Annotated in this window: 5 protein-coding genes; 3 read left to right on the forward strand and 2 right to left on the reverse strand. The window is 64.0% G+C overall.

The window, feature by feature from the left end; genetic code table 11:
- Window position 1: 1 nt before the first annotated feature.
- Window positions 2–943: an oxygen-dependent tRNA uridine(34) hydroxylase TrhO gene (gene trhO, locus FIV35_RS07135; RefSeq protein ID WP_034099294.1), complete on the reverse strand. Its 942-nt coding sequence runs from the start codon at window positions 941–943 to the stop codon at window positions 2–4.
- Between the two features lie 235 nt (window positions 944–1,178).
- Between trhO and FIV35_RS07140 the strand changes: the two genes are divergently transcribed.
- Genes FIV35_RS07140 through FIV35_RS07150 form a run of 3 tightly spaced genes read left to right on the forward strand, consistent with a single transcriptional unit; the run spans window position 1,179 to window position 13,237 of the window.
- Window positions 1,179–3,881, forward strand: coding sequence for a Tc toxin subunit A (locus tag FIV35_RS07140; RefSeq protein WP_034138774.1), 2,703 nt, complete (start codon window positions 1,179–1,181; stop codon window positions 3,879–3,881).
- Between the two features lie 33 nt (window positions 3,882–3,914).
- Window positions 3,915–8,756, forward strand: a complete 4,842-nt coding sequence (locus tag FIV35_RS07145) for a Tc toxin subunit A-related protein (RefSeq protein WP_034138775.1) — start codon at window positions 3,915–3,917, stop codon at window positions 8,754–8,756.
- Window positions 8,753–13,237: a SpvB/TcaC N-terminal domain-containing protein gene (locus FIV35_RS07150; RefSeq protein ID WP_034138776.1), complete on the forward strand. Its 4,485-nt coding sequence runs from the start codon at window positions 8,753–8,755 to the stop codon at window positions 13,235–13,237. Before FIV35_RS07145 ends, FIV35_RS07150 begins: the two co-directional genes overlap by 4 nt.
- 51 nt (window positions 13,238–13,288) lie before the next feature.
- Here FIV35_RS07150 and FIV35_RS07155 read toward each other — a convergent pair whose 3' ends face one another.
- Entirely contained in the window at window positions 13,289–16,162 is a 2,874-nt protein-coding gene (locus FIV35_RS07155; protein ID WP_034138777.1) for an RHS repeat-associated core domain-containing protein, read from the reverse strand.
- Between the last annotated feature and the right edge of the window lie 109 nt (window positions 16,163–16,271).

The following is a 16,271-nucleotide window of genomic DNA, read 5'->3' on the forward strand; positions in this document are numbered from 1 at the left end:
CTCAGGCCTCGGAAGGGGTTTGCTTGTAGTTGTAGCCAATCGGGTGTGGCATGTTGCGGGCCTTGGCCAGCTCAATCTGCTTTTGCCGGTCGATCGCGCTGCGACGGGTTTTCTCCGGCAGCTTATCCCAGCAGTGCGGACAACTGATGCCGGCCACATAGTGTTCGGATGCGCGGTCGGAGACACTGACCGGGGTACGACAGGCATGACATTGATCGTAGTCGCCTTCGCTCAAGTCGTGGCGCACGGTCACGCGGTTGTCGAACACAAAGCAGTCGCCCTGCCACTTGGTTTCTTCCTGCGGCACTTCTTCGAGGTACTTCAGGATGCCGCCCTTGAGGTGGTACACCTCATCGAAGCCTTCGCTGAGCATGTAGCTCGAGGCTTTCTCGCACCGAATGCCGCCGGTGCAGAACATCGCGACCTTCTTGTGCTTGGCCGGGTCGAAGTGGGCTTTGATGTAGTCAGGAAATTCGCGAAAACTGGTGGTTTTCGGGTCGATCGCGCCTTCAAAGGTGCCGATGGACACTTCGTAGTCGTTGCGGGTATCGATCAACAACACTTCCGGATCGCTGATCAGCGCGTTCCAGTCCTTGGGATCGACATAAGTGCCGACCTGCTTGTTGGGGTCTACGCCTTCGACGCCCAGGGTCACGATCTCTTTCTTGAGCTTGACCTTGGTGCGGTAGAACGGCTGCTCGTCGCAGTACGACTCTTTGTGGTCGAGGTCGACCATGCGCGGGTCGGTCTTCAACCAGGCGATCAGGCCATCGATGCCTTCGCGGCTGCCGGAAACGGTGCCGTTGATGCCTTCTTCGGCGATCAGCAGGGTGCCTTTGATGCCGTTGTCGACCATCGCCTGCAACAGGGGCTCGCGCAAGGCGACGTAATCTTCAAGGGTGACGAACTTATACAGTGCCGCCACGACAATCGGTTGAGTCATGGGTGTTCTCTCCAGGTGGCTACCCTCGTAAAGGGTGAACCGGATGCAAAAAAACGCGGGCCAGGCCGCGCGGCGCGCATTCTAACAAAACCCCGGCCGCGCCGCATCGACACTCAGTCGCCGATATTTCCTCGACACCCGCGCGGCATTGGCCGACCTCGGCCGCAAAACCTGCGTGATAGCGTCTGGCGTTGCCCATTGGATCCACTGGTGGGCTCACTGGAAGATCGTTGTCATGCACACTCTAAGCAGTCCCCTATTGGCCAGACTGCTGGACCGGCCCGCCCCTCCCGGCGAGGGGAAGGTCGACTTCAGCACGGCCCTGCATCAGCTCGGCGTTACCAGCGTCTTTGACATTGTGCGCCTGCCCCGCGCCGACTTCATCCGGCAACTGGCCCGCCTCAACGATGACGATGGCGCCCAGGCCTACGACACCGCGCTGGCCTACGCCACCCAGCTGCAATGGCTGTACGAGCTGCAGCCGACCGACACACCGCCCGCGCGCAGCAAGCGCGAGCTGGACGCGAGCGGGTCATCCCTGCTGGCTGAAGACTGGGCCAATGCCTGCGCGCCCGATGCGCTTGCCGCGCTTGATTCGCCGGTGGCTTATCTGCGCACGCTGTACCTGTTCGCGCGGCAGCTGGAACAGAACGGCGTGGGCACCTGCGATAAAGTCCTGCTGAGCCAACGTCGCCCGGATCTGGAAGCGCTGGTGATCGACCACGACAGCACCTTCACCCAGCGCCCCCTGCTGACGCTGGTCGATGACATGCTGCGCAAACACATCAAATACCACCATCCGCGCCAGAAGCTGTATCGCCTGCTCAGTACCCAGCACTACCCCCTGACGCTGCCGTATCACCATCACCACTATCAATGCCGCCTCGGGCTGGCCGGCACCCGGCACCGCGTGGGCGAATTGAATTACCGCATCAGCAAACGGCTACCGTTCGATGCCGCCGGCAGCGCGCAATATGGCTGGGTACAGATGCACAACCCCGATGTGCAATGCCTGTTAAGCGACCTGAACCCCGGACTACAAACGCTCCTGCTGCAACCGCCCCTTGAAGCCGGCACGTTGTTTCAAACCTGCTTCGGCCTGGCTGGCGCACCGCAGACCCTGCAAGCGCTGCTCGACGCCACCGCCCTGAATACCGCGCAGTTGCACGCGTTGCTGGCAGAGGAACGTTTTGCCCCCCATGCCTCCCCCTCGGCCAAAGATATGCCGTTGCCCCTTTACGGGGCTCGCTATGTCAACGCCACCGATGAGTCGCCGATGACGGTGGCGAGTAATAACGCGCAGTTGCTCAATATCACGGATGAGCGCTTCGATCGCCTGCAGCGCATGATTCGCCTGCAACGCGGGGTCGATTTGCCATTTGCCGAACTGGATACCTTGATCGTCAGCGCCATGGCGTGTGAACGGCCGATCAACGCCCACCTGCGTATCAGCCACAGCACCCTGCGTGCGCTGGGAGTGTTTCGCTACCTCAATCGCCGCTATGCACTGACGCCCCTGGCGTTCAGCGCCTGGCTTGATCGCGTGCCGTTGCAGGCCAGCGCCACTGCGCAACCGTTGTTCGACCAGGTGTTCAATCCCACACCGGTAGGCAGCCAACCACTGCCGCTGGACGACCAGGTTTTGGATACGCCGACCCGCCAGCGCCTGTGCGCCGCGCTCGAACTCACCGACACGCCGAACTCGTTGCACCTGCTGATCGACGCCTGCCCCACCCCGGTGTTGCGCAACCTGGCGACCTACTCGGCGCTGTATCGGCAGGCGCACATCGCGCGCACCTTCGGCTTGTCGGTGCAGCACTGCCGACAGCTGGCAGACCTGCTCGGCCCTGCGACGTGGAGCCACTTGACCGCCCCGACCTTGCGCAGCGGGGAACGTGTTGCCGCAGACTTTCTCGACGGGCTTATGCAACTGGATTGGGCCGTCACTTGGCTAAAGGACAGCAACACCAGCGTCCCCCTGTTGCGCCAGCGTCTGTTGCTGGAGCCGGTCAGCGATAACCCGGCCCTGGCGCGCTGGGTCGATTTGCTGCGTCACCCCCCCTATGAACTGCCATCGGCCTGGCAACTGGCGCCGTTGCCGCAGCCGGCCGCAGCCGACAACCTGCCCCCCATCGAATGGACCGGCGTGCTCGCCCAGGCGTTCGGAGCGTCAGCGGACCTGTCCCAACCTCGACAACCCTCGCTTGCCCTGGACCAGGCGATTTCGACCCTGAGCCTGAGCCCGGCGCCCGCCCAAGACGCAGTCCTCAAACAGCAAGCCAAGGATCGACTGACGCCCTGGCTGCAACGCATCGCAGACAAAGGCCAGCGCGTGTGCATCCAGCAGTTACTGGATACCCCGGTGCCGACGCCCTACAGCAAGGAGCTCACGCTTTACTACAACCAGTTCCTCAACAGCGCAAAAACCCCGCCCGCGCTCAAGCACCTGATCCTGCTGGCGCCGGATGTCACCACCCTGCTGGGCTTGCCGGTGAACGACACGTCATTGCGTCAACTGCTGCTCAACCCCCATTGGCTGGACCGCGCGCTGGCGCCGTCGACCCTGCTCGAACTGAACCTGGGCACTCTGTATTTGTTGCAGCGCTTCAAGGCGTGCTGCGACACCTGGGGCCTGACCCAGGACGAGCTTCTGGACTTCTTTCGGCGCGCCAACGGCAAAGGCGCGCAGCCACTCGACACACAACTGAGCCACTGGCTGGGCTGGAGCGAAACAGAACTGCGGGTGCTCACCGATACCTTGCCCACCAGGCGTGTCACGGCCATGGATCAGTTGGATTGGATCCTGCGCTGCCACCAAGCGTGCGCCGCCACGCGCCTGGCCTGCCAGGCCCTGCTGGACGCAAGCCACCTGAGCCTCTCCAGCGACTTCAGCCAATGGAAGGCCCTCGGCGAAGCGGTCATTGCCGCGCGCCACTAAGGGCCGATTCCCACCCGGACTCAAGGAATGACTATGTCTGAGCCCCTCGAACACCGTCTCAACGAAGCCCGCCGCGATGCCATGCTCGGCTTCTACCTGGCGCATTGCATCAGCGCCCCGTTGAAAACCACCCTGCGTACCCCAGAGGATCTGTACGACTATTGGCTGCTGGATGTGCAGGTCAGCCAGGCCGTGCCGAGCAGCCCGGTGGCCAGTGCGATCACCAGCCTGCAGCACTACATCAACCGCATCCTGGGCGGGCTGGAACCTGGCTACGACACACAGGGCCCGTCGCCTGACGAAGCGCGCGCCTGGCAAGACAGCCTGCGCACCTACCCGCTGTGGAGCGCCAGCCAGCAACTGCGTTACCAGCCCCACCACTTCCTCGACCCCGCGCTGCGCGAGGACAAGAGCGCCAGCTTCGAGCAACTGGAAAACGACCTCAACCAGCACCGGCTGCAACCGGCCACGGTGCAAAGCGCCGTGCAGGGTTACCTGGCACGGTTCGAACACATCGCGCGCTTACAGACCCTCAACGGCTACATCGATGGCGACGTGCGACAACTGGACACCAGCACCTATTACTTTGTCGGCAAGTCGGTCAGCGACGACCTGTATTACTGGCGCTCGCTGGACCTGTCCAAGCGCTCCAGCGCCAACCCCAGGGCACCCGCGCCTCGGGCATGGAGCGATTGGAAGCCGATCAACCTGACGTTTTCCGCCGACACTCCGGCCCACAGTGTGCGGCCGGTGCTGTTCAATCAGCGCCTGTTTATCGTATGGGCCGAGTGCATCAAGCCGGCGCCGTATCACGCCGTGCACGGCCCGGTAAACGACAATGGCGAAGACGAGGACGACGATGAAAAACAGCGCCACGCCGAATGGCTCAACAGCCGCTTCGTGAAGTTGCGCCTGTGTTTTTCCTATCAAAAACGCGATGGCAGTTGGAGCCTTCCCCAGGTGGGCCTGGAGGAACATTGCGTCACACGCGGGATCAATGCGCTCACCCCCGAACAACTCAAGCGCATCACCCAGACCATTGCGGTGGTCGACAGTCGCAGCCCCCAAAGTCTGTTCCTGGGTATACGCGCCAACACGTTGAACCATGGCGGCGAACAGCCGGGGGAGTTCTTTCAAGCCATCAGTGTCGATCAGGCACTGGACGTCAAGGTGGTGGCGTCCGCCGGCAGCCCGGGGCGTTACAAGATCGTGCCGGGCTCGGCCATTGCGCTGGAAACCATCCGTCTGCTGGAGGCTTACGAGTCTACACAGAACACACCGTTGCAGACCGCGCTGCTCGGAGGGCTCGACGAAGCCAATGTGTTTTCCAGCGCCTTGCTGCCGCCATTCGCCCACCGTTACTTCGGGTTGTTCTTCGACATCAACAAAGACAGACTGCAATTCAAGGCCAGCCTGACGGATGACTACACCGAGCCCGTGCTGGCCCTGACACCAGAAGGCTCGCCCCAGGCCCCCTTGAAAACCTGGGATTTCGAAGCCAGAAGCCAAGACATCCTCGACGCCGACAGCATCAGCACCACGTTCGACCCGATCACCAGCGAAGTAGTATTCACCTCGAAAACCGCCAAGCGCTTTTTGCAGACCTACAAGGTCACCCTCAAAACCCGGCATGCCGAAGCGAGCATTACCTTGGTCACCGAGTCAGCCATGCACGATTCGGCCATGGCCGATGTCGAGTTGAGCGAGGGCTCGGCCATCATCCTGGACAGCACGATCGTCTCGGACGTCGACGTCACGCACTACGCGATGTTTTTCAAAAACCCCAAGACCGGCAAGACCTTCGCCAATGCCATCTATGACAAAGGCAGCCTGTTGCTCACCCTGACGGGCCGAGCGAAGGCCGCTCAGGATTGGCGCGCCGGGCAAGACGGGACCAAGAACGTCACCGAGTATTCGCTGGAAGGCAAATTCATCGCCAAGAATGCCTTCCTGCATTTATATGCCCATGCGCAGGACAACGTGCTGGCGATCCTCGACCGCTACAGTGACTACGGCCTGCCGGGCGATCAATCCTCCAGCAAAAAACTGCACTTCGTGAATGACTTGCGGTTGGTGTACAGCAGCGCGTCGATGCCCATCCGGCTTTATCGCCACGTCATCATGCAGTCCCGGCTCAAGGACCGGCCCACCCCGCACGCGATCAGCAACAACACTGCGCAGATCCTTAACTTCACCGACAGCGAACACGAAAGCCTGGCCGGCTCGGCACCGGAGTTGCCGGTCGGGCACGTCACGACCACGCGTATCAAACTGCCCAGCGGGCAACCGTCTTCGGCGGTCACGGTGATCCACGGCGTGATTACCCTGGAGAGCCAAGAGGATGGCGCACGGGTGCTGGGGTATGCGCTCAAGGCCGTCACCTGCACCCTCAGCCAATCCCTGAGCATTACCCAACCGGCCCGTTCCCCGCGTATCAGCTCCCTGCGCGAGGAAAGCGGGGAGCGCCTCGAAGTCCTCGATTTTTCCGCGAGCCTCAAACCGTCGCTGCCGGCGATCCCACTGAACAGCCGCCTCGCCAGCCAACTGTTCAAGAGCGCCACGGCTGCGCTTGATCCGCCGCTTGCCTGTGGTTTCACAGCGGTTGACGGCGTTGCGGCGCAATCGGCGGACTTCCACGGCGCGCACGGCCAGTACCTGCGGGAGCTGTTGATCTACGTACCGTGGACCATCGCCCATCAGCTCAACCGGCAACAGCAATACGCCGAAGCAGAACGTTGGCTGCACAGGCTATACAACCCTCGCCAGCCGCATACCGGCACGCTGAGCGCGCTGACAGCCGCCCCTGTGGAGCTGAGTTACGCCTGCATGCAGCCCGAGCGGCCCCATGAGCTGGTCCTGAGTTTTCCGCGTTACCTGCGCAAGGCATTGCATTTGCTCAATGTGGATATCCTGATCAACCGCGGCGATGCGGCCTATCGTCAGTTAAGCCCCGACAGCCTGGCCGAAGCCAAGCTCTGGTACCGCCAGGCGCAGCACCTGCTGGGCACGCGCCCGACGCTGACCCGCGCCGATACTTGGACCCCGCGCGCCCTCGGTGACCTGGCCAGTACCGCAGCGCTGGCCATACGCGCGCTGGAGCACCAACCGGAGTACTTGCGCTCGTTGTCGCGCCAGTGTGTCACCTTCGGCCAGCGCGCCTGGCTTATGGACAGCCCCAACCTGCATCGTCCTTTAAGCCCGCAACAGGTGGCGCGTTGGGACACTCTGGAAGCTCGCCTGCACGGCTTGCGCACCCACTTGGACATCACCGGCAAGCCGTTGCGCCCGTCGTTGTTCGCCGCGCCTTTAGCGCCTGCCGCGCTGCTCGCGCGGGCGGCGCACAGTGCCATGGGTGGCGCCGAGGCACCTCTGACGACGCGCCCGGAAGTCGGCCACTACCGCTTCCAGGTCATCGCCGGGCACGCCATGAATGCGGTCGACAGCCTGGCGCAGTTCGGCGCCACGCTGCTGGCGCTGATCGAACGCAAAGAGCAGGCGCACCTGCTCGACGTGCAACAACAGCAGGCTTGGGAGCTGGCCAGCCTGGTGGTGACCCAGCATACCCAGGCGCTGGCGATCGACGAAAAAAACCGCCAAGCCTTGCTGCACAGCCGCGCGGTGATCAAGGGCCGCCTGGACTTCCTGACCCATCGGCTCAACGAAGGCATCAGCGCCGGTGAAATCGCCGCCGGCCAGCAATACCTCGAAAGCGCCGCCTGGGAGCGCAAAGTGGCCATCGCCGGCATGGGCGCCGGTGCCGCCATGCTGGCGCCGAACATTTTCGGCACCGCCTTTGGCGGCATGCGTTTTGAGGGGTTGTTTCAAGGCTATCAGGCGTTCGCCCAGGGCGAGGCCAACGCTGCCCGCGCCAACGCCAACGAGCTGGAGCGCACCGAGCAGTTCAACCGGCGCGCCCAGGACTGGGCCCATGCCGAGCAGCAAGCGCGCCTGGAACTGGCGCAGATCGACGCCCTGCTGCATACCCAGGCCGAACAGGAAAAAGCCACCCGCCTGCACCTGCGCAGTGCCCAGACGGCCCTGGCCCAGGCCCAGTCGACCTATCAACTGCTGAGCACCCGCACCGCCCGGGCCCAGCTGTATGAGTGGCTCAATACACAGTTGGGCACTTTCTATTACGCCCTGCATGACAGCGCCCAATCACTGTGCCTGGCCGCCGAGGCGTGCTGGCAGTACGAAACCGCCGAACAGCGCACGTTCTTTTCCACTGACAGTTGGCGCCAGGCCCACCACGGTTTGCTGAGCGCCGAAGCCTTGAAGTTGAACCTGCTGCGCATGAATGCGGCGTACCTGCAACACACGCCACGGGAGCTGGAGATCAGCAAAACCGTGTCGCTGCGCCATCGCCTGATCGAGTGCGGGGTGATGGTTCCGCAGATAAGTCCAAACACCTTGCCCACCAAGACCTGGGCCGATCACAAAGCCGCGCTGGTGCAGCACGGCACCCTGTGTTTCGAGTTGACCAGAGCGCTGTTCGATGAGGATTACCCTGGCCACACCTTGCGCCGCATCAAGCAGGTCAGCCTGTCATTGCCCGGCACCCTGGGGCCCTACGAGGACATCAAGGCCACCCTGACCCAAACCCGCAACGAAGTGGATAGTGCCGGTGGCGGCCCGCGTACCGAATGGCGCGCGCGCCAGCAGATCGCGTTGTCGCGGGGGCTGGACGACAACGGCCAGTTCAGCCTCGACTTCGACAACGACCCGCGCTACCTGCCGTTCGAATACACCGGTGCCGTGTCCTCCTGGCGCCTGGATTTTCCCCATCCGCAACGCCAAAAAGACCTGCTGGAGTCGATCACCGACATCATTGTGCATGTGCGCTACACCGCCCGACCTGCGAGGAGCGACGCATGAGTACCCCCGCTAATTCATCACCTATCCAACTGCCGGCGCTGCCCAACAGCGGCACGCCACCAGGCGCCGCCAAGGGCTGGGCCCCTGTCGGCACCGACGGTGTCGCGCACCTGGAGATCGCGCTGCCGATCAGCCCCGGTCGCGGCTACGCACCGGCACTCGCCCTCACCTACCGTAGCAACGCCGGCAACAGTGCGTTCGGCTTCGGTTGGGACGTCAACGTCGCGGCCGTGACCCGTTGCACCCGGCGTGCCGTGCCGAGTTACACCGAGGCCGACACCCTGCTGGGGCCGGACGCCCAGGCATGGATGCCTGAGTGCGACGCCAACGGCACGCCGGTGCAGACCCAGCGCGACACCTTCAATCAACAGGCGCTGGGCACGACTTACACCGTCACCCGCCACTTCCCCAGGGTGGAAAGCGACTTCGCGCGCATCGAACATTGGCACTCGGCCCTCGACCCCGCCGGCTTTTGGCGGGTGCAGGCCAGCGACGGCACTCAGCACTTGTACGGCAAAACCCTCGCGGCGCGCATTGCCGACCCCGAACACCCCACGCATGTGGCGCAATGGCTGCTGGAGGAAAGCCTCAATGCGCACGGCGAACATATCGGCTATCGCTATCAGGCCGAAACCGATACCCGCACATTCCCCCATGACAGCCGAGCCCAGCGCTATCTGCACAGTGTGTATTACGGCAACGTCAACGCCCGGGAAAAAGCCACGCCGTACCTGTTCAAGACCGACGACCTCTCGCGCCAAGCCTGGCACTTTCATCTGATATTCGACTATGGGCAGCGCAGCGCCGCTTTCGACCAGGTGCCTACCTATGCGCCGACCACTGACTGGGCCGTGCGCCAGGACCCGTTTTCCCGCTACGCCTACGGTTTTGAACAGCGCACGTTGCGCCTGTGTCGACAAATCCTGATGTTTCACGCGTTCCCCGACGAGCCGGGCATGGGGCCCGACCCAGTGTTGGTCAAACGCCTGCTGCTCGAACATCACGTCGGCCGCAATGGCTTGACCCAGCTGATGGCCACCCACGAGCAGGCGGTGGATGCCCACGGCACGCTCAGCTATCAACCGCCCCAGGAATACCTGTACCAGAGCGTCGCATTGAAGCTGGACAGCACACGTTATCGACCGTTCGAGGCGTTCCCCGGCCATGGATACCAGTTGCTCGACCTCTACGGCGAAGGCGTGCCGGGGTTGGTATACCGCACTGACCACGCCTGGTATTACCGCGCGCCCCTGCGGGCCGTGGACGCCGCCGACGCCGATGCCATCGGTTACGGCCCGGCCCAGACGTTGCCGGTCAAACCGGAAATCGGGCCGTCGCGCCCGCGCGTCCAGGCGTTGCTGGATGTGGATGGCGACGGCCGCCCGGAGTGGGTTACGGCGCAACCGGGCATGCGCGGTTTTTTCCGGCTTGACCCACACCCGGACGAAGCGCGTTTTATCCCTTTCGAGGCATTGCCCGTGGAGTTGCTGCACCGCGACGCGGTGTTCGCCGACTTGATGGGCAGCGGCTTGGCCGACCTGGCGTTGGTGGGTCCGCGCAGCGTGCGCCTGTATGCCCATCGACAAACCGAGGGGTTTGCCTCCGGCATCGAGGTGGCGCATGTGGTCGAGGACGATGACTTGCCTTCATTGAGCCCATCACCCAGCGATTGGGTGGGCTTCAGCGATGTGCTCGGCAGCGGTCAGCCGCACCTGGTGCGCATCCGCCACGACGAGATCAAGTGCTGGCCCAACCTGGGCCGTGGCCGCTTCGGCAAGGGCCGGGTGCTGGCCACACTGCCGTTCCGGCATAGCGCGTTCAACCCGGCCAATGTGTTGCTCGCCGACTTGGATGGCTGCGGCGCCAGCGACTTGCTGTACCTGACTCCAGATGCCGTACGCATCTATCTCAACCGAAGCGGCAATGGGTTCTCCGCCACGCCGTTGCTGTTGCCCTGGCCCGCCGGGGTGCAGCACGACGAACGCTGTCAGGTCAGCCTGGCGGATGTACGCGGGCAGGGTTTTGTCAGCCTGGTCATCAGCGTCATGCACCCGCGCCCGCGTCACTGGATCTACGACTTTTTCGACGCCAAACCGGGACTGCTGCGTTATATGTGCAATAACCTGGGCACGGTGGCCCAGGTGAGATACCGCAGCAGCGCCCAGGAATGGCTGGACGAGAAAAAGGAGCTTGAGGACGCCGGAACGCGTGCCGTCAGTCGGTTGCCGTTCACTTTGGACCTGGTCAAACAGCACATGCAGCACGACGAAATCACCGGTAACACGCTGACCCAGCATTTGAGCTATCGACAGGCGTATTACGCCGCCGACGAACGTGCATTCCACGGCTTCGGCCTGGTACTGCAACGGGACAGCGACCTCCCCGCCGACGGTTTGCTGAGCAAGCGCTGGTCCCACACCGGCCAGGCGCTCGACATGCCCCGCGACGGCTACAGCACCCACGACCCTGACGAAATCACCTTGGGCCCGACCTTACTCGGGCAGCACACCACGCCCAACACGGCGCAGCCCACCGACCACCAAGACCGCCTGATCACGGCCCCCACGCTCCAGGAACGGCGCGAGGCCGCCTATGCGCTCAGGGGCCTGCCACTGCGGGAGGAACTGTTTGCGCTGGATGCCGCCGACGGCGTGCCGTTTTCCGTGCAGCAACATCGCTATCTGGTGCGCCGCCTGGCCCCCGCACACGGCGCACAGCCCTGGGCACGGCTGTTGCCGCTGAGGCTGGAGAACGTGGAGTGCCGCTACGAACAGGTGCGCGACGATCCGGTGTGCCAACACCAACTCAACCTGCGCTGGGACGCCTATGGTTGCCCGGTGCACAGCGTCACGGTGCACCACGCGCGGCGAAAAACCGCCGACGACACGCCGCCGGCACACCTCACCGATCCCCACGCCCAACAATGGTGGCGGGATACCCACGACAGCGCGCAACAGCGTTATTACCTGAGCGAAACCCTGAGCCAGTGGATTCATCACGATCAACCGGATCAATGGCGCCTGGCCCTGCCCTATCGCCATCGCACCAATACCTGGGCTTTGCCCAAGGGCGAAGCGGCGCACGGCCTCACGGATGCGGCCGTGCGCTATGAACGCTTTATCGACCGCCACAGCGGGCCGCTGGGGCCGCAAGCACCGCGTGAACTCAGTGGCTTGTCGGTACAGCACTACCGCGAGCCGGGCGGCAAGGGCAAAACCCTCGCGCCGGGGGTCGCCACGTTCCAGGCCCTCAGCGACCACCTGGAAACCGCCGAACTCGATCCCCAAGCCCTGGCTGCGTACAGGCAGATCCCCAGCCTGCCGGGCCAGCCGACGTGGGACACCGACAGCCAATTGCAGGACCTGGGCTACCAGCCCATGGCGGTGTTTTTTTTCGCCAACGCGGCGGAACAAAGTGCGCCGCCGCACGTGTGGTCGGTACGCCGGCAGTTCCCCCGCTACCTGAATGCCAAGCGCTTTTATCGCCTGCGCAGTTGGCGCCTGACCGAGGATGCGGGTGAAACCACGCTGGATTACGACCCCTATTGGTGTCACGTCAGCCAGATCACCCAAGCAGACGGTTGCGTGACCCAGGCCACTTACGATTACCGCGTGCTGCTGCCCGTCAAGGTGGTGGACCCCAACGGCACACAGCAGGAGGTGCGCTATGACGGCTTCGGGCGGGTAATGGTCAGCAGTATTCATGGACAGGAGGCTGGCAAAGCTGTGGGCTTTGCGCCGTTGTCCTCCCTCGGCGGTACGCGGGCGCTGCCGATGGCCCAGGTGATGCAGACGCCGGAGACCTTGCTCAACGGCGCCGCCAGTGCCTGGGTATATGCGCCATTCAGTTGGATGGGCACCCTTGCCCAGGCCGACCTGCGCCCATCATGGGTGAGCCAGAACTACCTGCTGCCGGGCGGGCAGATCCGCGCCACCGCCCGGCTGCGTCTGAGAAAGATCGGCGCGGCCGCCAGCCAGGAACAGCAGGCCCTGTACCGCTTGATCAACCAGGCGCAGCGCGAGCCGGTGCACTGCCTGATGCTGCAGGCCGATCGTTACCCCGACGACCAAGCCAGGCAGATTCACCAACGGCTGACCCATTGGGACGGCTGGGGTCGCGCATTACAAAGCAAGCAGAAGACCGCGCCCGGCCTTGCCTACGCCGTGGCAGCGGACGGCACATTGATCGTGGAAAACCAGCGCCTCCAGCAGGTCAGCGCTGACCCGCGCTGGCGCGTGAGTGAACGGGTCGAATACAACCCGCGAGGTTTGCCCATCCGCGTATACCGGCCGTATTTCGCCGACCGGCCTGGTTTTATCGACGACGCGTCACTGCGCAACTTCGGCGTATGCGACCAGCACGTCTACGATGCAACAGGCCGCCTGGTGCGCACGCTCAACGCCAACGGTTCGCTCACGCGCAGCAGCTATTGGGCCTGGTACACGGTCAGCGAGGATGAAAACGACACCGCCGAGTCGTGAGCCGCGCGGCTGCCAGGGGACCGAACAAGTCCTTGGCAGCCACGCCTGGCGTCAGCGCCGGTGCGGCTGACGCACGCCTTCCACGCGATAGTGGCTGCCGCCCAAGTGCCTGAACATCAAACGGTAGGCGCCACGCCCGCGCGTCGCGGCATAACCGTGCAGGTCTGCCGACCACAGGCGATCGTCGTGCTGATGCCAGTGAATCGCGCCAAACCGACGTTCACGCAGGTGGCTGAGGGTCAGGGCAATACTGCGTCCGGCACGGCTACGAGGGTCGATATCGGCCACGGATGCGCTGTCGATGCGCATCACCGGCAGCGCGGCAGAGCTGCCCGAAGGCGCCATGCCCGGCACTGCGGCGCTGGACTGTCGGCCTCGGCGCGCACGCCCGCCGCTCGCCGCCTGCGTCGTCGCGACAACCTCGAAGGTGCCGCCCCCCCCTTGCGCAGCGCCGGTGGGGGACAACGCCCGAGCGGGGCCACGCAACACGAGGGTGCTGAAGCCCATGCGTCTCATCTCGGGGCCGGGGTTACGCGTATCCGTCAGCAAGGTATCGACCCGTCCGGTTCTATCCACCGGCCCCACATAACCCAATACGCGGTCTTCCTTCACAGACAAATAAATCGAAACGCCCTCTTCACCATGGCGGCGCTCATACGCGAAGTTGACCAGCCGCTCTGTTTCTTGGTGGCTCAAACCCGCCTGCTGGGCCAAGTCGAGGGCCAGTTCCGTGACCGACCGGGCGAACTGTTGCTCGGCCTCCTCATCTGCCCTGGCCATGGCCTGGGGCTGCATTTCACGGTAACCGCGCAGACGACTGGCGCCGAACAACAGCCCTCCGATCAGCGCGCCCACGGCTGCGCCGCTGGCCGCGTCGCCGTGCAACGTCCCGGCACTCAACCCCATCAAGGCAAACAGCAACAGGATGATCAGCCCGCCCACTATGCGTGTGGTTTCCGCAGCGGCCGGCTGAAGGCCCATCACATCGACAAGCGTAACGGGGTTGTTATTGGCCATCAGGTAGGGGTTCGAGCCGTCGCCAGCGCCCGCCGGGTCGGGGTTGATCCAGCGCTGCAACCACGGCGCGTAGTAGCGAAAACCGTAATAGTACAAACCGCTGGCATCGCGCTCTTTGCCGCAATAACGCCGGCTTTTCTCGTGCCCCTCCAAGGCATTGCGCGACGCCCACCACGCCGTGCCGCCAAACGGAAAATAGCTCTCCTGGCTGAGCAACTGCGCCTGTTCGTCCAGCTCCAGCGTATGGCTGGATTGATGGTCCGTCAGGCAAAAGCGCAACGCTTCATGGCCGGCGCCCGCATCCGGCCCCTGCTCCCATTGCAGCACCTCGACCGCGCATGGCCCCGCCTCGACGCGCAGCACATTCAACTGACGGGACGGGCTGTGGCGGACCTCCAGGCCCGGCAAGTAATAGACTCGCGCCGTTTGCCGCTGCCCGGCGACTTGGCGATGGATAAGCTTGAGGGCGCGCTGACCATCGCTGGCATAGACGTAGGTTTCCTCATCGTCGGGCTCGGCCTCGCGTTGCACGAGGGTGACCTTGGCCAATTGGTTACGCACGTTCCAATGCATCGGCTGGCCCCGCGCCAACCATTGCTGGTTGCCATTGGCATCAAAACCCTGGGCCGAACTTTCGTCACGCAGCCCACGGTTGCTGTCATCCGCCACCTGCAAGGTGCGTGTGTAACCGCTGCCCGTCGACGGCGCATGGCGCAACTGGGTCAGGTTGCCGGCGGCGTCGTACTCATAGCGCTGGGTGTAATTGCGCCACAGGCCGCTGTCGGTCGCGCCGAAAGACACTTGCGCCGGCAACCCCGGGCCGATGCTCGCCACCGCGCTTTCACGCCCCGTGGCCTGGATCAACTGGTACAGCGAATCGTAGGCGTAGTGACTGGCGGCCTCGATTTGAGTATTGCTGTGCCACTGCGTCGGTTGCGCCTGATCCAGCAGGCTGACCACGTTGCCGACCGGGTCGTAGGCGTAGCGCAGGTCCTGCAAAAGCGCCGAAGTGTCCCCCGCGCGCTGCGCGGTCAAGCGTTGCAAGCGGCCATCCTCGACGCCGTAGTGCGCCTGGCGGCTCACCCCGTTGCCCAGCAGCGCCGATTCCAGCTGGCCGGCGGCGTTATAAAGGCAGCGCTCGATCAAGGCTTTGCGCGCGCCGTCCTTGAAACTGAGGCTGCTTGTTTGCAATTGCCCGTCGACGCCATACAGGAACTGCCGGCTATTGCCCCTGGCGTCGATCTGCTCCAGCGTGGCGCCCAATGCATCGAACCGCCAGCGCGTGGTGTAGGCCTGGTTTTGCAGGAGCCCATCCTGGGCGGCGGCAGCCTGTGGCCAGTCGACGTCAGCGCCGAGCTGGCAAAAACGCCGGGTCTGGCTGAGCACCTGGCCCCCCATCCCGTACGCGTCAAACATCTGGGTGCCCGCCGGGTCGGCATGCCGCAGCAGGCGGCCGTTGCGGTTCAAGGCGCGATGTCCTTCGGTAGGCGCGGCGTAGACCAGCCGCTCGACACAACGCGGTTGCGCATCCGTGGCGGCTTGCTCGAACACCGCCACCGGACGCAGCAGCGCATCGTACTCATGCCGCTGATGGGCGCCGCGCCCATCCCACGCCTGCACCACCTGCCCGGACGGCGCGGCCAGCAGCAGGCGCAGGCCGGCGTCCACGTCCTGACGCCGCACTACCGCGCCGGACAGGCTATAGAGATAACGTTGGTTGGGTTGGGTTTGCAGGCGCGGGTCCCACTGCTCCAGCACAAAACCGTTGGCACTGTGGACAGCACGTCGCACGCGGGGCGTGGGCGCATCCTCGGCACTGGCACGGTGGTAAGCGACGTTGCGCACTGGCAGACCACGGGGGTCGAACGCCGTCAGCGAGGGCGTATTGCGATGAAGTGAAGCAGGCATGGACTCATGACTCCAAGGACACAATGGTCACCTGAGCCTAGGGAGCCTGAACGGGGAGCGGCGGTAGCCGGGTATGTGGGCTTCAACCGGTCAACACCGGTTGAAGCCC

It is taken from the genome of Pseudomonas rhodesiae (assembly GCF_007858255.1).
Lineage (GTDB): Bacteria > Pseudomonadota > Gammaproteobacteria > Pseudomonadales > Pseudomonadaceae > Aquipseudomonas > Aquipseudomonas rhodesiae.

Coding starts and splice junctions, on each gene's coding strand:
- FIV35_RS07145 (WP_034138775.1), top strand. CDS start 3,915: ATGTCTGAGCCCCTCGAACACCGTCTCAACGAAGCCCGCCGCGATGCC.
- trhO (WP_034099294.1), bottom strand. CDS start 943: ATGACTCAACCGATTGTCGTGGCGGCACTGTATAAGTTCGTCACCCTT.
- FIV35_RS07155 (WP_034138777.1), bottom strand. CDS start 16,162: ATGCCTGCTTCACTTCATCGCAATACGCCCTCGCTGACGGCGTTCGAC.
- FIV35_RS07140 (WP_034138774.1), top strand. CDS start 1,179: ATGCACACTCTAAGCAGTCCCCTATTGGCCAGACTGCTGGACCGGCCC.
- FIV35_RS07150 (WP_034138776.1), top strand. CDS start 8,753: ATGAGTACCCCCGCTAATTCATCACCTATCCAACTGCCGGCGCTGCCC.